The organism is Ferrimonas sp. SCSIO 43195 (genome assembly GCF_023716685.1).
Lineage (GTDB): Bacteria > Pseudomonadota > Gammaproteobacteria > Enterobacterales > Shewanellaceae > Ferrimonas > Ferrimonas kyonanensis.
Map to the genome: position 1 here is coordinate 3,774,773 of NZ_CP072679.1, position 21,850 is coordinate 3,796,622.

The 21,850-nt window shown below is 58.8% G+C and carries 18 protein-coding genes; 1 reads left to right on the forward strand and 17 read right to left on the reverse strand.

Annotated features, from left to right (window positions below; genetic code table 11):
- Positions 1 to 24: 24 nt before the first annotated feature.
- A complete protein-coding gene (locus J8Z22_RS17405; protein ID WP_252007242.1) occupies positions 25 to 651 on the reverse strand; it encodes a TetR family transcriptional regulator in 627 nt (208 codons plus the stop codon).
- A gap of 331 nt (positions 652 to 982) precedes the next feature.
- On the opposite strand from J8Z22_RS17405, the gene J8Z22_RS17410 reads away from it, so the two are divergent.
- Positions 983 to 2,146, forward strand: coding sequence for a patatin-like phospholipase family protein (locus tag J8Z22_RS17410; protein WP_252007244.1), 1,164 nt, complete (start codon positions 983 to 985; stop codon positions 2,144 to 2,146).
- Here the strand turns inward: J8Z22_RS17410 and J8Z22_RS17415 are convergent.
- The 16 genes from J8Z22_RS17415 to frr all read right to left on the reverse strand — a co-directional run bounded on the left by J8Z22_RS17415 (position 2,104) and on the right by frr (position 21,815).
- Positions 2,104 to 4,053 carry a monovalent cation:proton antiporter family protein gene (locus tag J8Z22_RS17415; protein ID WP_028112057.1) on the reverse strand — a complete coding sequence of 650 codons (1,950 nt, stop codon included), beginning with the start codon at positions 4,051 to 4,053 and terminating at the stop codon, positions 2,104 to 2,106. The two genes, J8Z22_RS17410 and J8Z22_RS17415, sit on opposite strands and share 43 nt — an antisense overlap.
- Positions 4,054 to 4,109: 56 nt before the next feature.
- Positions 4,110 to 5,435, reverse strand: a complete 1,326-nt coding sequence (gene tilS, locus J8Z22_RS17420) for a tRNA lysidine(34) synthetase TilS (RefSeq protein ID WP_252007246.1) — start codon at positions 5,433 to 5,435, stop codon at positions 4,110 to 4,112.
- A complete protein-coding gene (gene accA / locus J8Z22_RS17425) occupies positions 5,426 to 6,385 on the reverse strand; it encodes an acetyl-CoA carboxylase carboxyl transferase subunit alpha (protein WP_028112059.1) in 960 nt (319 codons plus the stop codon). Before accA ends, tilS begins: the two co-directional genes overlap by 10 nt.
- A 34-nt stretch (positions 6,386 to 6,419) precedes the next feature.
- On the reverse strand, positions 6,420 to 9,896 hold the full coding sequence (gene dnaE, locus J8Z22_RS17430) for a DNA polymerase III subunit alpha (RefSeq protein WP_028112060.1): 3,477 nt from the start codon (positions 9,894 to 9,896) through the stop codon (positions 6,420 to 6,422).
- A gap of 9 nt (positions 9,897 to 9,905) precedes the next feature.
- Positions 9,906 to 10,481 (reverse strand): ribonuclease HII, encoded by a 576-nt coding sequence (gene rnhB, locus J8Z22_RS17435; RefSeq protein ID WP_035415441.1) that lies wholly within the window; start codon positions 10,479 to 10,481, stop codon positions 9,906 to 9,908.
- Entirely contained in the window at positions 10,474 to 11,619 is a 1,146-nt protein-coding gene (gene lpxB / locus J8Z22_RS17440; RefSeq protein WP_252007247.1) for a lipid-A-disaccharide synthase, read from the reverse strand. The genes rnhB and lpxB overlap by 8 nt, the downstream gene beginning before the upstream one ends.
- Before the next feature lie 10 nt (positions 11,620 to 11,629).
- Positions 11,630 to 12,400, reverse strand: a complete 771-nt coding sequence (gene lpxA / locus J8Z22_RS17445) for an acyl-ACP--UDP-N-acetylglucosamine O-acyltransferase (RefSeq protein ID WP_028112063.1) — start codon at positions 12,398 to 12,400, stop codon at positions 11,630 to 11,632.
- A 4-nt stretch (positions 12,401 to 12,404) separates the two neighbouring features.
- Positions 12,405 to 12,854: a 3-hydroxyacyl-ACP dehydratase FabZ gene (gene fabZ / locus J8Z22_RS17450; protein ID WP_028112064.1), complete on the reverse strand. Its 450-nt coding sequence runs from the start codon at positions 12,852 to 12,854 to the stop codon at positions 12,405 to 12,407.
- A gap of 18 nt (positions 12,855 to 12,872) precedes the next feature.
- Positions 12,873 to 13,907, reverse strand: coding sequence for a UDP-3-O-(3-hydroxymyristoyl)glucosamine N-acyltransferase (gene lpxD / locus J8Z22_RS17455; protein WP_028112065.1), 1,035 nt, complete (start codon positions 13,905 to 13,907; stop codon positions 12,873 to 12,875).
- A gap of 4 nt (positions 13,908 to 13,911) precedes the next feature.
- Entirely contained in the window at positions 13,912 to 14,397 is a 486-nt protein-coding gene (locus J8Z22_RS17460; protein ID WP_035415443.1) for an OmpH family outer membrane protein, read from the reverse strand.
- 57 nt (positions 14,398 to 14,454) lie between these two features.
- On the reverse strand, positions 14,455 to 16,944 hold the full coding sequence (gene bamA, locus J8Z22_RS17465; protein ID WP_028112067.1) for an outer membrane protein assembly factor BamA: 2,490 nt from the start codon (positions 16,942 to 16,944) through the stop codon (positions 14,455 to 14,457).
- A gap of 28 nt (positions 16,945 to 16,972) precedes the next feature.
- Entirely contained in the window at positions 16,973 to 18,328 is a 1,356-nt protein-coding gene (rseP, locus tag J8Z22_RS17470) for a sigma E protease regulator RseP (protein ID WP_028112068.1), read from the reverse strand.
- On the reverse strand, positions 18,328 to 19,518 hold the full coding sequence (ispC, locus tag J8Z22_RS17475; protein ID WP_252007249.1) for a 1-deoxy-D-xylulose-5-phosphate reductoisomerase: 1,191 nt from the start codon (positions 19,516 to 19,518) through the stop codon (positions 18,328 to 18,330). Before ispC ends, rseP begins: the two co-directional genes overlap by 1 nt.
- Before the next feature lie 3 nt (positions 19,519 to 19,521).
- Positions 19,522 to 20,379: a phosphatidate cytidylyltransferase gene (locus J8Z22_RS17480; RefSeq protein ID WP_028112070.1), complete on the reverse strand. Its 858-nt coding sequence runs from the start codon at positions 20,377 to 20,379 to the stop codon at positions 19,522 to 19,524.
- 31 nt (positions 20,380 to 20,410) lie between these two features.
- Positions 20,411 to 21,169 (reverse strand): polyprenyl diphosphate synthase, encoded by a 759-nt coding sequence (gene uppS, locus J8Z22_RS17485; protein ID WP_028112071.1) that lies wholly within the window; start codon positions 21,167 to 21,169, stop codon positions 20,411 to 20,413.
- A gap of 88 nt (positions 21,170 to 21,257) precedes the next feature.
- Positions 21,258 to 21,815 (reverse strand): ribosome recycling factor, encoded by a 558-nt coding sequence (gene frr / locus J8Z22_RS17490; RefSeq protein ID WP_028112072.1) that lies wholly within the window; start codon positions 21,813 to 21,815, stop codon positions 21,258 to 21,260.
- Between the last annotated feature and the right edge of the window lie 35 nt (positions 21,816 to 21,850).

Genomic DNA, 21,850 nt, shown 5'->3' on the forward strand with positions numbered 1-21,850 from the left:
GCTGATATCAGCCAGGCTGAAGCGCTATGACGCCGACTCTGGCGCTCGAACCGCTCGTCCCACCCCGTCGATCAGCTCATCCAGCAACGCATCCAGATCCACCCCTTGCATGCACTGGCGAGGGCTGCAGATCAATCGAGTCAAGCCATCGTGCATGGCATTAAACAGCAGGAACGCGGTGCTGACCGACATGCCCGGATGCAGCTTGCCCTGGTCGTGGGCCATCTGCAATGCTTGCTGCATGTGGGAATCTTCCTGACAATGCAGCTCATCCAGGCTTTCACTCAGCTCGGGCACCATCTCCGCCTGTCGGTACAGCATCATCACCTGGCGCATGTTGGACTCTCGGGTCAGTTCGTGCCAGAAGGAGCGACTGGCCTTAAGCAGGCACTCCAGTGGATCCGCCCCCTCATCGGTAATGCTGCGCCACAACCGTTCCATTTCCGGAGAGATGGAACGCTCAAACAGCGCGTGCAGCATCGCCGCCTTGTCCTCAAAGTGCCAATAGATGGCCCCCCGGGTCATGCCACAGGCCGACGCAATCTGCGCCAGGGTGGTTTTGGCCACGCCGTTCTCACTGAACAGCTTTAACGCCGCATCCAGCAACAGCTGACGGGTCTTCTCGGCTTCGGCTTTGGTCTTTCTGGCCATTGGGTTTCCGCGGTTAATGCCTGTCGCTTGCCAGACAATCTGACAGCCAGGCCAAAAGAAATATTACTCCCGCCCCGATGATCAGGTAGCTGACGGGATTGTAGGCGACGAACGCTGTCATGGTGAACACTCAGTTACATGCAAGGATGTTTGTATAGTCGCTTATTATACATACAGCCAAGTTTGTATCAAGCCGATTCGGCGCTGAACTATACTTATCTCATTGCGCCATCCTGTTAATCCCATTGTCTTTATCAGGTAATAAATGACGGCGATGGTATCGGCGCCCACCGACAACATGGACCCAGTCACAGGGACGAGACGCAAACAGATGACAGCCAAACCGAACCAAGGCCAATGGGCCCTGCAACTCAGCGGCGGCGGCGGACGTGCAGCCTATCAGATAGGGGTACTTAAGGCGATAGCCAACTTCTATCCCCGTAACCACGGCCTGCCGTTTCCCATCCTCTGTGGTACCTCCGCCGGTGCCATCAACGCCACCACCCTGGCCTGCTACGCCGGCGCCTTTCACAAAGGGGTGCGCAAGCTGGAGTGGATCTGGCGCAATTTCACCAGCAGCAAGGTCTACCACGCCCAGACGTGGCCTCTGGGCCGCCACTTGCTGCATCAGGTACTGCACCGAAAAGATCCTCAGCAGCCCCCCAGCCTGCTCAACAACGCCCCGCTGCAAACGCTGCTGCAGCAAGTTCTGCCGCTGGAAAAGATAGATCGCCATATCGATGCCGGCCACCTCAAGGCGCTGACCGTCGCCGCCTCCAGCTATCGCCACCCCTGCTGCGTCAACTTTTTTCAGGGGCAACCGAACCTGAGCCCATGGCAACGATTCCGTCGCCGCGGGGTGCCGGCCAGCATCGACATACATCACCTGATGGCCTCGGCGGCGATTCCTTTGGTGTTTCCCTCGGTCGCCATTGACGGCGAGCATTACGGTGACGGTGCCGTGCACCAGTTGTCGCCGTTGAGCGCACCGATACATCTGGGGGCCGATCGCATCTTCATCATCAACCTCGAAAGCCCGGGCAACCCCGCGCCCCAGCACAACCCGCCCAACAGCGGCCTGATCACCGGTCACCTGCTGGACGCGGTGTTTTCCGATGCCCTCAACTCAGACCTGGAGCGCATCGCCCGCATCAACGCCTCGCTGGCGTTGATTCCACCGGAGCGGCGGGTGATGCAGCCACTGAAAACCGTCGAAACCATGACCATCAAACCGTCACAGAACCTGGACGCCATCGCCCTGCGCCACTACGGTTCTCTGCCCCGAGGCGTGCGTTCGCTGTTAAAGGTGATAGGGGTGGATGATCAGAGTGAGTCCAGCCTGCTGAGCTATCTGATGTTTGAAGCGGCGTATTGCCAGGAGTTGATAGAGCTGGGCTTTAACGATGCCAACGACAAGCAGCGGCAATTGAAGCTGTTCTTCGATCTTGATGATCACGGCCCTTCCAGCAGTGCCCGCTCCGCCAGTTCAACCTGATGAGGGGTCCCCAGCAACAGCAGGGTGTCACCATGAGCCAAGCGGGTCGTGGGCACGAAGGACAACGCTTCACCGTCTCGCTTGATGCCGTCGAGCTTGACCCGCCAATGATTCAGCGGCAACTCCACCACGAAATGGCCCACCGCCCAGGCATTGGGACTGAGGGTCACCGCATGCAACAATTCTCGCCCCGGGGCCAGATCCTCACCACCAAAGAAACCGTGCAGAATTCGATAACGATCCCGCCGTTCCCGTTCGATGCGCAATAAAATCCTCGGCAACGGCACTCCCAATTGATACAGCACCTGACTGACCAGCATCAGGCTGCCCTCCAGGCTCTCTGGAATCACCTGATCGGCGCCAGCCAGTTCCAGCGCCTCCAGGGTGGAGTCGTCCCGGGTTCTCACCAAGGTGCGAATGGAGGGCGCCAGTCCCTTGATGCAATCCAGCAGATTGAAGATGTCGCGGCGGTTATCAAAAGTCACCACCACCAGCCTGGCATGGGGCAGGCCCACGTCTTTGAGAATCGCCTGACGACGGCCATCACCAAACACCACAGGCTCACCGCCAGTACGGGCTTCGCGGACACGAATCGGATCCAGATCCACCGCCACAAAAGGCATCTTTTCCCGCTTCAGGAACCGGGCAATGGTCTGGCCTACCCGGCCATAGCCCAGCAACACCACATGATCACGGGTGACCAGTTCCGGCTGGGGCGGCTCGTCTCCCAGCCATTGTTCCCGCTGACCCAGTACCTGCTTGGCCAGATCCAGGCAACGATCCACCAGCGTCGGGGTCAACGCCATGGAAAAGATGCCAGTCATTACCAGCAGGTTGGCCAGATCCCGCTCCAGCACCTGCCACTTCACCGCCAGGGCAATCAGCACGAAACTGAACTCCCCCACCTGAGCCAGGCAGATGCCGGTGGCCAGGGCGTCTTTGGCTTTTTCACCGGAGAGGCCAGCCAGGGCCCAGATGATGGCGGCTTTGGACAGCATCACGGTCACCACCAACGCCAATAGCAGCGGCAATTGCGCCCATAGCAGTGACAGATCCAGCAACATCCCCACCGACACGAAGAACAGCCCCATCAGCAGATCCCGAAACGGCCGAATGTCCGCCTCCAGTTGCTGACGGTACTGGCTCTCACCCAGCAGCATGCCCGCCAGAAACGCCCCCAGGGTCATGGACAGCCCCAGAGACAGGGTCACAAAGCCGGTGGCCAGGGCCACCGCCAGGGTGGTCAACACAAACAGCTCATCGGAGCGCGAGCGCGCCACCTCATCGAAAATCTTCGGCAGCAGGAAGCCACCCAATCCCAGCAGCAGTACGAAGGCCGCGGCTCCCTTCAGCAGCGCCCAGGACAACTCCATCGCCAGCACCGCACCGCTGCTGTCGGACCCCAGCAGCGGAATCACAATCAACAGCGGAATCACCGCCAGATCCTGGAACAGCAGAATGCTGACCGACAGTTCGCCATGACGACGGTTGATCCAGCCTCGTTCATCCAGCTGCTTCAGCACAATGGCGGTGGAAGAGAGGGCGATGGCGCCGCCGCAGACAAAGGCGGCCCGCACGTCCAGGCCCAGCAGCCAGGACAACAGCGAGGTACACAGCAGGGTAATCAGAACCTGGGCACTGCCCAGGCCAAACACCCGGGCCCGCATGGCCCACAATCGCGGCAGGGAAAACTCCAGCCCCAGTGAGAACATCAGGAACACGATGCCGATCTCCGCCACCAGCGCAATCTGGCCACTCTCCAGCCAGTTAAATCCCTGACTGCCCGCCAGGCCTCCGGTCACCAGCCAGGCCAGAATCACCGGCAGCCGCAGGCGCCGGGTTACCACCAGTGAACCGATGGCCACCAGCGCCAGTAACAGAATGGGGATCAGAGAACCGTGTTCCATCGGCAGTGCGTTTCCTCCTGAAAGCGTACTCGAATCGATTGTGAGACGGCCAGCGCTCAGTCTTGTCGAACTGGCAGCAAGCCTTCGCCGGCAAGCACCAGCGCATCGCGCTCCAGCCAGTATCCCAGTGCCGCCACCAACTGCTCTCCAAAGAACAGCATCGGAATGCGGCTGCGCACCCAGGGGGGCACACCCAGCTCCTGCCACACCTTCTTCAGCGGCCGGGAGCCGCTGCGAAGATGAGGGCGGACTCTCTGGGTGCCGAGCAGGTCGTAACGAATGGTGATCGCCTCCCCCGCTTTCGGCAACCGCAAGCGTTCGCCGCTGCAGGCCGCCTCCAGGCACCAATGTTCGCCATTGGCCATCTGCTGCCGAACCCGGGGAATCATCATCTCGGTGTCCAGCTGCGGCCCGTCGTCCTCGGCCACCAGGTACAAGCCGTCACGATAACGACGCAGCCAACGCAGCCCCACTTTCAGCTGCGGCTGCGCATCCTCGCGTGCCAGCCAGAACTGGGCGATCTGCTGCAGTTGCACCTGTGAGGGCATCATCAGGTTATGCCGTCGTAACCAATACCTTACCAGATTGTTGCGCCGCGGCGCAGACAAAAGACTCAGGCCCTCGATCGCCAATCCATCCGCCGCCAGGCTGAGCCGACTCAGATCCTCGGCGGCCATCTCATCACACAGGCTCTGTTGCTCACCGCACAGCTGGGCGCTGCGGGCGACCGCGTTGTTGAACCCGGGCCAGCGCTCGGTCAGCAGCGGCAGGATTCGGTGACGGAGAAAATTGCGATCGAATCGAACATCGGTGTTGCTGTCGTCCTCGATGTGAGCCAGCCCCAGTTCCTGAGCCGCCAGCTCCACCTCGGCGCGACTGTGGCCGAGCAGGGGCCGCAGCAAGGTGGCACCGGCGAAGGGTTGGCTGGGCAACATCCCTGCCAACCCCAGCGGGCCACTGCCTCGCTTCAGGGCCAGCAACAGCGTCTCGGCCTGATCGTCCTTGTGCTGGGCCGTCAACAGCAGGTCACCGGGCTGCAGCAGCCGATCCAGGGCTTGATAACGGGCGCTGCGCGCGGCTGCCTCCAGGCTGATGCGGCTGCCCTGCTCCACCGTCACCCTGGCCACGGTTAGCGGCAGGCCATACAGTTCGGCCCGGCGCTGACAGTGCTCGGCCCAGGCATCGGCGTGATCCGACAAGCCATGATGGACATGAATCAACAGAAAAGGGCGGGCAGGAAATTGCGGCCTCAGACGGGCCAGGATGCTGGCGAGCAGTTCAGAATCAATGCCGCCGCTGTAGGCGAGGACCACGCGGCGGGCATTGTCCAGCTGGGCCGACAGCGCGGCCCTGACACTGGATTCAAGCTGGTTTAACGACAATAACCGTACTCCATCAACCGGTCGTAACGTTGTTCCAGCAGAGTATCCACATCCAGAGTGTTCAACAAGTTCAAATCGGCAAGAATTTGATCTTTCAGGTTGCGGGCCATACCGTCGATGTCGCGATGGGCACCGCCCTTGGGCTCAGGTACCACCTTGTCCACCAACTCCAGCTCGTGCAAACGCTCGGCGGTGATGCCCATGGCTTCGGCCGCCTTCGGCGCTTCCGCCGCGTCTTTCCACAAAATGGAGGCACAGCCTTCGGGGGAGATCACCGAGTAGGTGGAGTACTGCAGCATGTTAACCCGATCGCCGACGCCGATGGCCAGCGCGCCACCGGAACCGCCCTCACCGACCACGGTGCAGATCACCGGCACCTTGAGGCCGGCCATCACTTTCAGGTTGCGGGCGATGGCTTCACTCTGGCCGCGCTCCTCGGCGCCGACACCCGGGTAGGCCCCCGGAGTATCGATGAAAGTGATGATCGGCATCTTGAAGCGCTCGGCCATCTCCATCAGGCGCAGCGCCTTGCGGTAGCCTTCCGGACGTGGCATGCCGAAGTTGCGGCGCACCTTCTCCTTGGTGTCACGGCCCTTCTGATGGCCGATTACCATCACCGGCATGCCGTCCAGACGGGCGGTACCGCCAACAATGGCCGGATCGTCGGCGTAGGCACGATCACCACACAGCTCATCAAATTCGGTGAAGATGCGGTCGATGTAGTCCTGGGTGTAGGGGCGCTGCGGATGGCGGGCCATCTGCGCGACCTGCCAGGCACCAAGGTCAGAAAACACCTTGGTAATCAGGTTTTCACGCTTCTCTTCCAGCTGTTGAATCTCATCCTGAAGATCCATGTCCAACTGGCTGTTGCGGCTGACGTTCTTCAGCTCGTCAATCTTTGCCTGTAGCTCGGCTATCGGCTGTTCAAAATCCAAAAAATCCAGGCTCATAGTCTGATCACCTAAAGGTGCCTGTTGGCACTCATCAATATGTCATTGTTACTTTATCCGAACCGAACAGCGTTGCCAGTTGCAACAACAGCTCATCGTCCGGGCGTACCTGCCAGTCTTGTCCCAACTGCAGGGTGCCGCTGGCATCGGGTCGGTTAAATCGAATCTGTACCGGGCAACTGCCGGAGCGGTATTCCCCCAGCAGCGCTTTTATCTTGGTCAGTTTAGTGTCATCCAGGCTGTCGGAGTCCAGCTCCAGGCTGACGCCCTTGGCCCATTTCTCCCTCGCCTGACTGATGTCCAGCACCTCTTTGGCAGACATTTTATTGCCACCGCTGAAATCATCAAAGCTGACCTCTCCCTCGACAATCAGGATCTTATCCTTTACCAACAGATCTTGGTACTTTTCTACCCCTTCTGCAAACATCATCACTTCGAGGCGACCGCTCTTGTCATCCAGGGTCAGAATGCCCATCTTGCTGCCGCGCTTGGTGATCATCACTCGGGCGGCGATCACCAACCCGGCCACCCTGGTACTTTTACCGCGACCGGTGGGCACCACATCTTTAAGGCGACCGGAAGTCCAGCCTCTGAGCTCTTTCAGGTACTGATTGATGGGGTGGCCGGTGAGGTACAATCCCAGGGTCTCGCGCTCGCCGTCGAGCCAGATTTTTTCCGGGAAGTGAGGCACCGAGACAAAGGCCTGATCCGCAGCGCCCGGCTCCGGGGTCAGGCTGCCAAACAGGTCATCCATGCCCTGAGCCTGGTTGCGGGCATTCTGGCCCGCCGCTTTCGCCGCCTGGTCCAGGGTCGCCATCATCGCCGCCCGGTGCGGCCCCAGGTTGTCCATGGCGCCGGCCATGATCAGTTTCTCGATGGTGCGCTTGTTGACCTTCTTGAGGTCGACCCGGTTGCAGAAATCAAACAGGTCACGGAACGGTCCGCCACTGTTGCGGGCCGCCAGTATTTCATCCACCGGCCCCTCACCGACCCCTTTGATGGCGCCGATGCCGTACACAATCTCTTCTTTGGCGTTGACGTTGAACTTGAACAGGCCCATGTTGACGTCCGGCGGCAACAGGGTCAGCCCCATGCGCTCGCACTCGTCCACCAGGGTCACCACCTTATCGGTGTTGTCCATATCCGCCGACATCACCGCCGCCATAAAGTAGGACGGGTAGTGGCGCTTCATCCACAGGGTCTGGTAAGACACCAGGGCGTAGGCAGCCGAGTGGGATTTGTTGAAGCCGTACCCGGCGAATTTCTCCACCAGGTCAAAGATCTTCATCGCCAGATCGCCATCAACGCCGTTGTTCTCGGCCCCTTCACGGAAGGTGCCCCGCTGCTTGGCCATCTCCTCGGGCTTCTTCTTACCCATGGCACGACGCAGCATATCCGCGCCACCCAGGGTATAGCCCGCCAGCACCTGAGCGATCTGCATCACCTGTTCCTGATACAGGATGATGCCGTAGGTGGGTTCCAGGATCTCCTTCAGCGATTCGTGCTGATACTCGGCATCCGGATAGGACACCTCTTCGCGACCGTGCTTACGGTCGATGAAGTTGTCCACCATCCCCGACTGCAGCGGCCCGGGGCGGAACAGGGCCACCAGGGCGATCATGTCTTCGAAGCAGTCCGGACGCAGCCGCTTAATCAGATCCTTCATGCCGCGGGATTCCAGCTGGAACACCGCGGTGGTCTCCGACCGTTGCAGCATGTCGAACGACGGCTGATCATCCAGGGGGATGCTCTCGATGCGAATCGGCGCCTGCCCTTTGGCTTCCAGTGCCGGGTTGGCCATATCCAACGCCCACTGGATGATGGTCAGAGTCCGCAGCCCCAGGAAGTCAAACTTCACCAAGCCGGCGGTTTCCACGTCGTTCTTGTCAAACTGGGTCACCGGGTTACCGCCGGTATCATCGCAATACAGCGGCGCGAAATCGGTGATGGTGGTGGGGGCAATGACCACCCCACCGGCGTGCTTACCGGCGTTACGGGTACAGCCTTCCAACTTACGGGCGATGTCGATGAGGTTCTTCACCTCCTCGTCACGATCGTAGATCTCCGGCAGCGCCGGCTCCTCTTTAAACGCCTTAGCCAGGGTCATGCCCGGGTCCGGCGGAATCAGCTTGGAGATGCGATCCACAAAGCCGTAGGGGTGCCCCAGCACCCGACCCACATCCCGAATCACCGCCTTGGCCGCCATGGTACCGAAGGTGATGATCTGCGACACCGCATCTCGACCATACAGCTCGGCGGTGTGATCGATCACCTCGTCGCGACGATCCATGCAGAAGTCGACATCGAAATCGGGCATCGACACCCGCTCCGGGTTCAGGAAGCGTTCGAACAGCAGATCGTATTCCAGCGGATCCAGATCGGTAATCTTCAGCGCGTAGGCCACCAGCGAGCCGGCACCGGAACCCCGTCCCGGCCCCACCGGAATGTTGTTGTCCTTAGACCACTGAATAAACTCCATCACGATCAGGAAGTAACCGGGGAACCCCATGTTATTGATCACTTCCAGTTCGATTTTGAGGCGGTCGTCGTACTCCGGCCGCCGTTGCAGCCGCTCGGCCTCGTCGGGGAACAGGAACTCCAGTCGCTGCTCCAGTCCCTCCTCCGACACCTTAATCAGGAACTCTTCAATCTTCAGATCGCCGGTGGGGAAGTCCGGCAAAAAGTACTCGCCCAGGCGCACGGTGACGTTACAACGCTTGGCAATCTCGACCGTGTTGTCCAGCGCCTCGGGAATGTCCTCGAACAGCGCAGCCATCTCGTCGGCACTGCGCAGGTACTGCTCTCGCGAATACAGCCGCGGCCGGCGACTGTCATCCAGAGTAAAGCCGTCATGGATGCAGACCCGAATCTCGTGTTCATCAAAATCTTCCGGGTCCAGGAACACCACCTCGTTGGTGGCCACCACCGGCAGACCGGTGGCGTCGGCCAGCGCCACCGCCCGGTGCAGATAGGTCTCCTCGCCACTGCGGCCGGTGCGAATCAGCTCCAGGTAGTAACGATCGGCAAAATGCTGCTGATAAAACGCCAACAGGGAATCGACCACCTGCTGGTTGCCCTTGGTCAACGCCTGGCCCACATCGCCGTCTTTGGCGCCGGAAAGCAGGATCAACCCCTTGGCGTGCTCCGCCAGCCAGGCCCGGTCCAGCACCGGCCGGTGATCGACGTGACCACGCAGGTACGCTTTGGAGATCAACAGAGTCAGGTTTTTGTAGCCGTCGTTGTCCATGGCCAGCACCGTCAACCGACACTGCATGTCATCCAGCTCGGGACAGATTTGCCAGAAATCCGCACCGATGATCGGCTTGATGCCGTTTTTATGGCTGCCGCCATAGAACTTCACCAGGCCACAGAGGTTGGTCTGATCCGTCAAGGCCAGTGCCGGCATTTCCATCTCCGCCGCCCGGCTGAGAATGGGACCGACTTTCTGCATGCCGTCGACCATGGAAAAGTCGGAGTGGACCCGCAGGTGAATAAAGCGTGGTTCGGCCATGGTGTTCGTTTACTCCAGACCCAGTGCGCGTCGCACCGGTTTAAAACTGGTTCGGTGAAAAGGCGTGGCCCCCAGGGCGGCCAACTGCTCGAGGTGTACCTTGGTGGGGTACCCCTTGTGCTGGGCAAACCCGTATTGGGGATACTGGCGGTCCAGCGCCAACATTTCGCCGTCTCTGACCACCTTGGCCAGAATCGAAGCGGCACTGATGGCCGGCTCCTTGTCATCGCCCTTGATCAGGGCTTCCGCCGCCAAGCCGCCAAAATCCGGGCAGCGATTGCCATCCACTCGCACCAGCGTCGGCGTCAACGTCAATCCGGCCACCGCACGCTGCATCGCCAGCATGGTGGCATGGAGAATATTCAACTGGTCGATTTCGGCCACGCTGGCACGGCCTACGTGCCACGCCAGTGCCTTCTCCTGAATCTCGATGAACAGCGCGTTGCGTTTTTTTTCGGACAACTTTTTTGAATCCCGCAGCCCGTCGATGGGGTTGTCGGGATCGAGGATCACCGCGGCGGTCACCACGTCCCCCACCAAGGGGCCACGGCCCACTTCATCGACGCCGGCAATGTACTCAATCATGATCGGCTCCAATCAGGGTCAATACCGCCTTCGCTGCCTGCTCGGAGGCATCCAGGCGCAGCTCGGTGTGCATGCGGGTAAAGGTATCCAGCAGCTCGCCATTGTCACCGTCCAGATAACCACGCACCTGTTCGGCCAGCTGCGGGCCGGTGCAATCATGCTGAATCAGCTCCGGCACCAGGTCGCGCCCGGCCAGTAGGTTGGGCAGGCTGAAGCGGTCGATGTTCATCAGCCGCTGGGCAATGCGATAAGTCAGCGGCGCCAGCTTATAGGCCACCACCATTGGTCGCTTCACCAGCATCGCTTCCAGGGTTGCGGTACCGGACGCCAGCAGAATCACGTCACTGGCGGCCATCACGGTACGTGACTGGCCCTCAACCAGGGTCAGCTCCAGTTCCGGGGCCAGTTCCGCCTTCAGGGCTTCGAACTGCAGTCGACGCGCCTCGTTGGCCAGCGGCACCACGATCTGCAACTGCGGATGCGACTGCCGCAGCAAGCGGGCGGCCTCCAGAAACGGCGCACTGAGACGCTTCATCTCACCACCGCGACTGCCCGGCAACAGCGCCAGTACCTGAGCCTCCCCATCCAGTCCCAGCGCCTGCCGGGCCTGGCCCTGATCGCTGACCAGGGGAATCTCGTCCGCCAGGGTATGGCCGACAAAATGGCAGGGAACCTGATACTGGTCGTAAAACGCCTTTTCAAACGGCAGCAGCGACAGCACCAGGTTGGTGGCCTTGGCGATCTTAAAGATTCGCTTTGGCCGCCAGGCCCATACTGACGGGCTGACGTAGTGCACCGTGGCAATGCCGGCGGCCTTCAACGGCGCCTCGATGCGCAGGTTGAAATCCGGCGCATCGACACCGATGTACACGTCGGGACGACGCTCGATCATGGTGTCGATGACGGTCTTCTTGATTCCCATCAGCTTCGGCAGGCTGCCCAGCACCTCCACCAGCCCCATCACCGACAGATCTTCGATGTCCGCCAGGTTTTCGATGCCAATGGCCTGCATCTTGGGGCCGCCGATGCCGACAAACCGGGCATCGGGGTGACGCCGGCGAATGGCTTGCATCAGGCCGGCACCTAAAATATCGCCGGAGAGTTCCCCGGCGACAATGGCTATGGTCAGTTGGCTCAATCAACCATCCTCATCGAACGATGCCACGGCTGGATTGCTCAACGAAGTCGGCCATAAAGGCCACCTCGGGGAAGCTCTCCGCCAGTTCCCGCAACTGAGGCAGGGCCTCGGCGGTGGTCAAGCTGCTGCGGTACAGCAATTTGTAAGCCTTACGAATGGCGGCGATGGCCTCTTTACTAAAGCCACGGCGCTTCAAGCCTTCGCTGTTGATGCCCCGTGGCACCGCGCTCTGGCCGGAAGCCATCACGTAGGGAGGCACGTCCTGCAGCACCAGAGAGCAGCCAGCCGTAAAGGCATGGGCGCCAATCTTAACGAACTGGTGCACGCCGGTCATGCCGCCGAGAATGGCGTTATCACCCACATGCACGTGACCGGCAATGGAGGCGTTGTTGGCCATAATGACGTTATCGCCAACCACACAGTCATGGGCCACGTGGGTATAGGCCATAAACAGGTTGCCGGAACCGATTTTGGTCAGCCCCTGATCCTGAACCGTGCCACGGTGAACGGTACAGCATTCGCGAAACACGTTGTTATCGCCAATCTCCAGACGGGTTTGCTCGCCAGCGAACTTCTTGTCCTGGCACTCTTCACCAATGGACGCAAACTGGAAAATCTTATTGCCCTTACCGATGCTGGTAGGGCCTTTAATCACTACATTGGCGCTCACCCAGGTGTCGTCACCGATGCTAACGCCCGGGCCGATGTAACTGAATGGTCCAATGGTGACATTTTCACCGATGCTGGCATCGGGATGAACAATCGCCTGAGAATCGATCACGATATTAAGCCTCTCGCTTGGCGCACATCAGGTCTGCGGTACAGACAACTTTACCATCCACTTTCGCCTGAGCGGCGTAGAAGCCGATGCCGCGACGATCCTTAATGAACTCGATGTGCAGATCCAGAGTATCCCCTGGCACCACCGGCTTCTTGAAGCGGGCGTTATCGATGCCGGCAAACAGGTACAGTTCGTTCTCTTTCTTGCCGTAGGTCTTAAAGGCCAAAATGGCAGACGCCTGGGCCAGAGCCTCGAGGATCAGCACACCGGGCATAATCGGAGCCGCGGGGAAATGACCCGGGAAAAAGGGTTCGTTGTAGGTCACATTCTTGCGCGCGTGCAGCGATTCACCAGGAACGAAATCCAGCACCCGGTCCACCAGCATAAAGGGGTGGCGATGGGGAAGGTATTGGAGGATTTCATTGACCTCCATGGAGTTTAATTGCTCAGACAAAGTCGTCTCCAAAAACGGTTATTGATCCTGCTCGGAATCCGGCAGCTGTTTTTCCAACTCGCGCAGGCGCTGATGCATATCATCCAGTTGACGCATGCGAACCGAGTTGCGACGCCAGGACTTGTTGTCCTGAATGGGCGAACCGGAGGAGTAGACGCCGGCTTCACGCAGCCCCTTACTCACCCGGGACATCCCGGTAATCTGTACGCCATCGGCCAGTTCAATGTGACCGGCAATGGCGGAGTTGCCACCGATGATGCAGTGACGACCAATCTTGGTGCTGCCGGCAATGACCGAACAACCGGCAATGGCGGTATGGGCGCCAATGATGTCGTTGTGGGCGATCTGACACAGGTTATCGATGATCACCCCATCCTCAATCACGGTGTCGTCGATGGCACCACGGTCGATGGAGGTATTGGAGCCAATCTCAACCCGGTTACCGATGCGCACGCTGCCCACCTGGGGAATCTTGATCCACTGACCGGCTTCATTGGCATAACCAAAGCCGTCGGATCCGATCACCGCACCGGAATGAATGATGCAATCCTGCCCCAGTTCGACGCCATGATACAGAGTGACGTTGGCCCACAGGCGAGTGCCCTGACCAATGTGGGCGCCCCGTCCGACCACCGAACCGGCACCAATCTGAACGTTGTCGCCGATAACCGCGTCGGCTTCAATCACCGCGTTGGCGGCCACCGTCACATTGGTACCGAGGCGGGCGCTGGCATCAATCACCGCCGACGGATGAACGCAATCGGCGGCCATCGGTGTGGTATCCAGAATCTGGGCGATTCGGGCGAAGCAGACATAGGGATTGGCTGCGATCAGCGCATTGCCAGAGTAAGCGTCACTGTCAGCCTCAGACAAAATCACCGCCCCGGCGGCGGTGTGGTCTAACTGCTTGCGATACTTGCTGTTGGCGAGAAAGGAGATGTGATCCGGGCCGGCGTTATCCAAGGTGGCCACGCGGGCCACCTCTTTATTGCCGTCCCCTTTAACGGTAGCGCCGACCAGTGAGGCCAGCTCCGTCAGGGTTTTGCTTGTCATACTGTTAGTTGCCTTTACCTACGGCTTCGACCACTTTGGCAGAGATGTCGGCAGCGTCGTTCACGTAAACCGCGGCGCCGCGCTGAAGAATGATGTCAAACTTTTCCGCTTCGGCAACGCTGTTGATGGCGGTTTGCACCTTCATCAGCAACTTCTGTTGCTCTTCGTTCTGACGCTTTTTCATGTCTTCCTGCAGCGCCTTGCCTTTCAGCTGGTAGTCTGCATTCAGGCTTTCCAGCTGACGGCTCAGTTCGGTCTTCTGCTCATTGGTCATGATCAGGGCATCTTTCTGCTGCTTTTCAGCCAGTGTCTTCAGCTCGGTTTCGATCTTACGTACCGCGGCAACACGCTCGGAGAACTCATTCTGCAGACCCTGCATCATTGCTTCCGCCTGAGGCAATTGCGCCATAATGGCCCGCATGTCCAGCACGCCAATCTTCTCAGCCCAGGCCGAAGGTGCCATTACTGCCATCATCAGGGCAATTGTCATTAACTTCTTCAAGTTTCTATCCTCTGTATTTTATCCCAGTGCCATCGAGCATCGGGTTTAGAAAGTTCGACCAATGTTAAAGGAGAACACTTCGTTGTCATCCCCTTCGTACTCTTTGATCGGCTTGGCCAGACTGAACACCATGGGCCCCATGGGGGACAACCACTGCACCGACAAGCCGGCCGACGCTCGAATGCGCATCGGATCGGAGTAATCCTGAATCTTCTCGAACTCAGACTGGGGCAATGCCCGGTAGCTTTCGTAATCAAATTCGGTGTCCCATACGTTACCGGCATCGACGAAGAAACTGGTTCGCACCGAGTTCTTGTACGACTCATCCAGGAACGGAGTCGGGATAATCAGCTCGGCACTCAACGTGGCGATGCCGTTACCACCGATGGAACGACCGGTATCAACCGCTACGGTATCAGGATCACCCGGCAAATTACAGCCTCCGAAGCCGCCGTTCGGATCCGGAATGCATGGGGTACCGTCACCGGTCAGGTAGAAGGCTCGTGGACCCACGGAGTTGGTCTTAAAGCCTCGCAGAATGGTGGAACCACCGGCGTAGAAGTTTTCCCAGAACGGCAGGATGTTGTCCTGGCCCTTGTATTGGCCGTAGCCGTTACCATAGCCCAGTTTACCCCGGGTCAGGAACACCCAGTCGTGGGTCCGGTTGAGCGGGAAGTAGAAGCTGGTGTCAAAGCTCAACTTGAAGTACTGAATGTCGCTGCCAGGAATCGTGGCCTTGGCAAAGAACTTCTGGTTGTTACCCGAGGTCGGGAAGGTGCCCCGGTTCAGGGTACTGCGAGTCCAGTTGCCGTTCACTTCGTAGTTGTTGAACGCAATCTTGCTGCCGGAGTTACTGGCATCGCCATAGATGTTGTAGAACTTAATCACCTGCTGATACGGCGACACTTCCGACAGTTCGTTGTGGCGATAGAACAGGCCCACACCCAATCGGTTGTATTCGTTCAGCGGCCAGGACAGGTCGAAGCCCCCACCGTAGGAGTTATTCTTATAGGACTCCAGGTAGTACTCATCGGCGTCAAACTCGGACCAGTAGATGCTGCCCCCCAGGCTGACTCCGTCCTTGGTGAAGTACGGGTCGCGGTAGGAGAAGTTAATGTCCTTCTGGTACGAGTTGTTGTTCAGGTTGATGCCGACGCTGTTACCGGTCCCCATGAAGTTACTCTGAGACACACCCAGCTGCAGGCTCAGCTTGCTCTCGGTACCGTAGCCAACACCAAAGTTAAACGAGCCGGAAGGCTGCTCTTTCACCTTAAAGGCGACATCCACCAGGTCATCACTGCCCGGCACCGGCGTGGTTTCGGTCTCCACCGTCTCGAAGAAGCCCAGACGGTTCAGACGCTCCTTGGACAGTTCCACCGAACGGCTGTTGAGCCAGGCGCCTTCCATCTGGCGCATCTCCCGGCGCAGCACTTCGTCTTTGGTGACGTTGTTGCCGGAGAAGCTGACACTGCGAACGTAGATTCGCTTGCCGGGATCGATGTTGATGTTGAGGGTAACTTCTTTGGTCTCCTCATCCACCTCAGGGTAAGTACTCACCCGGGGATAGGCATAGCCGTAACGGCCGAGGAACTTGCCGATCAGCTCCTCGGTAAAGGTCACTTCACCGCCGTTGTACATCTCACCGGTCTCGATGGGCACCAGGGATTTCAGCAGTTCATCCTTACCCAGCAACTCACCGGTCAGGTTGATGTCCTTAACCGTGTACTGCTCCCCCTCTTCCACGTTGATGGTGACGTACAGCCCGGTCTTATCCGGCGTCATCGCCACCTGAGTGGAATCGATCTTGAATTTCAGGTAGCCGCGGTCGTTGTAGTAGGAGGTCAGAGACTCCAGGTCCCCTTCCAGCTTCTGCTTCTGATAGCGACGATCGCCGAAGAAATCCCACCAGGCCACGTAATCGGTCAGCTCCAGCAGGCCGATCAGCTCGTCATCAGGATAAACGGTGTTTCCGACGATGTTGATTTGATGGATGTCGGCGGCGTCGCCCTCGGTGAACTTCAGCTTCAGCTCGACCCGGTTGCGCGGCAGCGTGACGATCTGCGCGTCTACTTTGGCGTTGTATTTACCGACGCTGTAGTAGAAGTCCTGCAGACCGGATTCGATCTCGGTCAGCAAGGTGCGGTCCAAAGGCTCGCCGGTCTTAATGCCCGACCCGTCCAGACTCTCCTGCAGCTGCTCGTCTTTGATGTCTTTGTTGCCTTCAAACACGATGCTGGAGATGGTCGGCCGCTCTTTCACCGCCACCATCAGCACATCGCCGTCCCGCGACACCGAGATGTCCTCAAAGTTATCGGAGGCGTACAACGCCTTGATGGCCCGCTGCAGAGTGACGGAATCAACCTGATCCCCCACTTTGATGGGCAGATTCAGCAACGCAGCACCCAGGGCTACCCGCTGTAGTCCCTCAACCTTAATATCTTCTACCACAAAGGCATCAAAGCCTGCAGCGTGCCCTTGTGCCGTGATGGCCGCACCGATGAATACCATCGATGCCATAATTTTATTCAGTCTCATAGACGAAGATTCTTATTATTCCTTGGGCCTACAGTCGTGCTACGTCGTTGACGATAGCGATAATCATCAGCATCAACACCAGCGCCGAGCCGATGCGATAGCCAAAATCTTGAATTTTTTCCGGTACCGGCTTGCCGGTCAGCACTTCCACTGCGAAATACAGCAGATGGCCACCGTCGAGGACAGGGAGGGGCAACAGGTTGATGATGCCGAGGTTCACACTGATCAATGCCAGAAAACCAAGAAAATACACCAAACCGTATCCCGCCGAGCTGCCGGCGCCCTGGGCAATGGATATCGGGCCACTTAGGTTACTCACCGCAAGGTCGCCCGTAAACAACTTACCAATGGTTTTTACCGTCAGCTCCACCAATTGCCCGGTTCGCTGCAACGCCGGCATCACTGAATCCAGTACGCCGTAGCTCAAATCGATGCGGTATTCCTCTGGCCAGGACTCGGCCCGGGGTGACACGCCAATCTTACCCACCAGCTTGCCATCCGCGCCCGGCTCCCCTCGGGGCACCACGGTGACCTCCAGGCTGTTGAACTCCCGTTGCAGCGTCAGCACCATCGGGGTATCGGCACTGGCCTCCACCAGAGCCACCAGTTGCAGCCAGTCCTGATAGGGTTGCCCATCGATGGCCATTAACTTGTCACCGACGCGGACCCCGGCCGCATAGGCGGCGCCCTCTTCGGTCACCAATGCCAGTTCATTGCTGATGGCCGGGCGCCAAGGCATCATGCCCAGGCTGACAAACAGCGGTTCCTTATCCGGCTGAACCTGCCAGTCGCGCAGGTCGAGGTCGACGGTACGGCTGCGGCCGCTGTTTCCGTCCTCCACAGTCAGGCTCAGTTCATCATTGCCGATGTACTCTACCAGAGCGAGGTTGACCGCTTCCCAGTCAACGGTGTCACGATCCCCGATTCGGGTGACGATGCTGGTCGGCGTGATCTGTGCCTCGGCGGCGATGGAGTGAGGGGCCACCTCTCCGATGACCGGGCGCACCGTCGGCACGCCAATCAGGAACATCAGGTAGAAGGCAAAAATGGCAAAGGCGAAGTTGGCCAACGGTCCGGCGGCGACAATGGCAATGCGCTGCCACACCGTCTTGGTATTGAATGCCTGCGACTGCAACGACGCCGGCACCTCATCGACCCGGCCATCCAGCATCTTGACGTAGCCCCCAAGCGGGATCATCGCCAGGGTGTACTCGGTCCCGTCCTTGCCGACGCGACGCAGCAGGGTTTTACCGAAACCGATAGAAAAGCGTTCCACTTTGACGCCACAGCGCCGAGCGACCCAAAAGTGGCCATATTCATGAACGGTAATCAGAATCCCCAGGGCCACCACAAAGGCCCCAAGACTCCATAAAAACTGCAGCATTACACTCCCCTGGCTATCCAGCCGTTGGCCATGGCCCTGGTTTGAGAATCCAAGGCATTCAACGCGGCCAGATCCGTAAGTGGGCTCAAATCCGCCTGTTCAAGGCAAAACCTGTTGACCCGGGCGATATCCGTAAATTTAATCTGCCCCTGAAGAAAAGCGGCCACCGCCTGTTCGTTGGCGGCGTTGACCACAGTGGTCGCTTCCTGGCCATGATCACAAGCATCCATGGCCAGTTTCAGACAGGGATACCGTTGAAAATCGGGCTCTTCAAAGGTTAATTGTCCGACCTTGAAGAAATCCAAAGGTTCCACACCACTGACAATTCGATTGGGGTAGGACAGGCTGTGGGCAATGGGGGTACGCATATCCGGCTGCCCCATCTGAGCCAGAACCGAGCCATCCTGGTACTGCACCATGGAGTGGATAACGCTTTGAGGGTGAATCACCACCTGAATCTGCGACGGCGAGGCATTGAACAGCCAGCGGGCCTCGATGTACTCCAGGCCTTTGTTCATCATCGACGCCGAGTCCACCGAGATCTTCTGCCCCATACTCCAGTTCGGGTGGGCACAGGCCTCGGCGGGGGTAATGGCATCGAAACGGCTCAGGTCGCGGGTACGGAACGGGCCGCCGGAACCGGTCAACAGCAGGTGGGAGACGCCATTGCCAGCCAGATCGCAATACCCCAGTTGCTGTTGCACCGCTTCGGGCAGGCTCTGGAAGATGGCATTGTGTTCGCTGTCCACCGGCAGCAGGGTCGCCCCATGCTCCCGAACGGCGTCCATAAACAACCGCCCGGATACCACTAGGGCTTCCTTGTTGGCCAGCAGGATACGCTTGCCTTTGCGCACCGCCGCCAGGGTGGAGTTGAGACCGGCCGCGCCGACGATGGCCGCCATCACCACGTCGACGGAATCCAGCTCCGCCACATCAGTAAGCGCTTGCTCACCAGCCAACACTTCGGTGTTCGCCTGGCCCTTGAGGGCCTGGCTCAGCTGTTGCGCCGCCTGTGGGTCCACCATCACCGCCACCGCAGGCTGAAACTCCTGACACAGCGCCAGCATCGACTGCCAGTTGCTGTGGGCGGTCAGTACCTCAACCTGAAATTGTTCGGGGTGACGACGAACCACATCCAGAGTGCTGGAACCAATGGAGCCGGTGGCTCCGAACAGCGCAAGTTTTTGCATTTACTACATCCACCAATACAGGTACAGCAGGGCAAACACCGGCATGGCCGCGGTGATGCTGTCGATACGATCTAGGATACCACCATGACCGGGAAGAAGTCGGCCGCTGTCCTTAATATTGGCGCTGCGCTTAAACATGCTCTCAGACAGGTCTCCCAACGCCGAAGACAGCGCCGTCACCAGCACCACCGCCAGCACCGGCACAAAACCGTTGTTGGGCAACCACTGCCAGCCGGCAATGGCCAGCAGCACACACACCAGCAGGCCGCCCAGCAGCCCCTCGATGGTCTTACCCGGGCTCACGTGGGGAGCCAGCTTGTGCTTTCCAAAAGCGCGGCCAAAGAAATAGGCGCCGGTATCGGCACCCCAGACAATCAAAAATACCGCCAACACCAGGTAGGACCCGAACAGCGGGTCTTCCCCCTGGTTGAGGCTGTGCAGCACCATCATCGCCACAAAGGCCGGAATCAGTGTCAGTTGGCCAAACACCGCCTTGAGCACCATGGAATGGTGCCACATCCGCACCGAACGCACGTAGGTCACCACCAGCCCCAGAGCCACCAGCCACCACAAACCGCCAGCCTGCAGGATGATCTCCGCCAGCGGATGCAACTGCTGTTGATTCCACATCAAATCCACCGGCATGATGAAGGTCAGAGCCGCCAGTAGCACGGCGATAGACAGGGTGAAGCTCACCTGGACCAGACGGTCACCGGGTTGAATGAAGCTGCCCCACTCCTTGGCAGCCAGCAGCATCACCAATGCGATGGCGATGGCAAAGCCACCGACCGGAAGAAGAAAAATTGCGGCCAGCGCTGCAGGAAGCAGCAGGATGGCAGTTAACACTCGTTGCTTAAGCAAAAAACTAACCTCTTAGGGTATTTTAATCTTGTTATTGAGCCTCGACCTGGGCACTGGTCTGCCCAAACCGGCGCTGTCGACCGGCAAACTCGTTGAGGCAATCATCCAGTGCCTGCTCGCCGAAATCGGGCCACAATACCGGGCTGAACACCAGCTCGGCATAGGCCGCCTGCCACAGAATAAAGTTGCTGATGCGATGCTCACCGCCGGTGCGCACCAACAGATCCACCTCCGGCAGATCGGACATGGTCAGTTGCCGGGCGATGGTGTCCTCATCGATCTGCTCCACGTCCAGCTCACCGCGGCTGGCCGCCAGGGCAATTTTCTGGGTTGCCTGCAGCATGTCCCATCGACCGCCATAGTTGGCGGCCACGTTCAGCACCAATCCCTGACAGTCGGCGGTCATCGCCTCCGCCTTACGAATGCGTTGCTGCAACTCTGGACTAAAGGCGTCGGTGTGGCCAACGACTTTAAGGCGTACATCGTTGTTGCGAAGCAACTTTACCTCACGGGACAGCACCGTCATAAACAGCCGCATCAATAATGCGACCTCACGCTCCGGACGACGCCAGTTTTCACTGGAAAACGCGAACAAGGTCAACGCCTTGATACCATGTTTTCGACACACCCGTACCGCTTCTCTGACGGCCTTCACCCCAGCCCGATGTCCGGAGACCCGGGGGCGGCCTTTGGCCTCGGCCCAGCGGCCATTGCCATCCATGATGATAGCAATATGCTGCGGGAGTGGCACACAGGATGCCGGGCTTGTCGAATCACTACTGACGAGCATGGGAAGAAAATCCTGACCATTAAAAACAGAAACGCCGCGTAGTATATCCAAACGCGGCGTCAAATCACTAGCAAACTAAGGCGTCTGCTTAGATCTCCATCAGCTCGGCTTCTTTCTCAGCCAGCACTGCATCGACCATCTTCACGTACTTGTCGGTCAATTTCTGGATTTCATCTTCGCCTTTGCGGGCATCGTCTTCACCGATCTCTTTTTCCTTCTCCAGATCTTTGATGTCGGAGTTGGCGTCACGGCGAATGTTACGGATGGCCACTTTGCCGTTTTCGGCTTCGCCACGAACCACTTTCACCAGGTCTTTACGACGCTCTTCGGTCAGTGGAGGCAGTGGAATGCGAATGGTGGCGCCAGCAGAGTTGGGGTTGAGACCCAAATCGGAGGCCATGATCGCCTTCTCTACCGCCTGAATCATGGTGCGGTCGAATACGGTTACCGCCAGGGTGCGGGAATCTTCAGTGGCCACGTTGGCCACCTGCTTCAGTGGCGTATCGGCACCATAGTAGGAAACTACGATAGTATCCAGCAGGCTAGGGTGAGCGCGGCCAGTACGAACCTTAGCCATCTGGGTACGGCAGGCTTCTACGCTCTTTTCCATACGCACTTCTGCGTCTTTCTTAATGTCGTTAATCACGGTGAACTTCCTTACGGTGTCAACTCAGTGTCAAT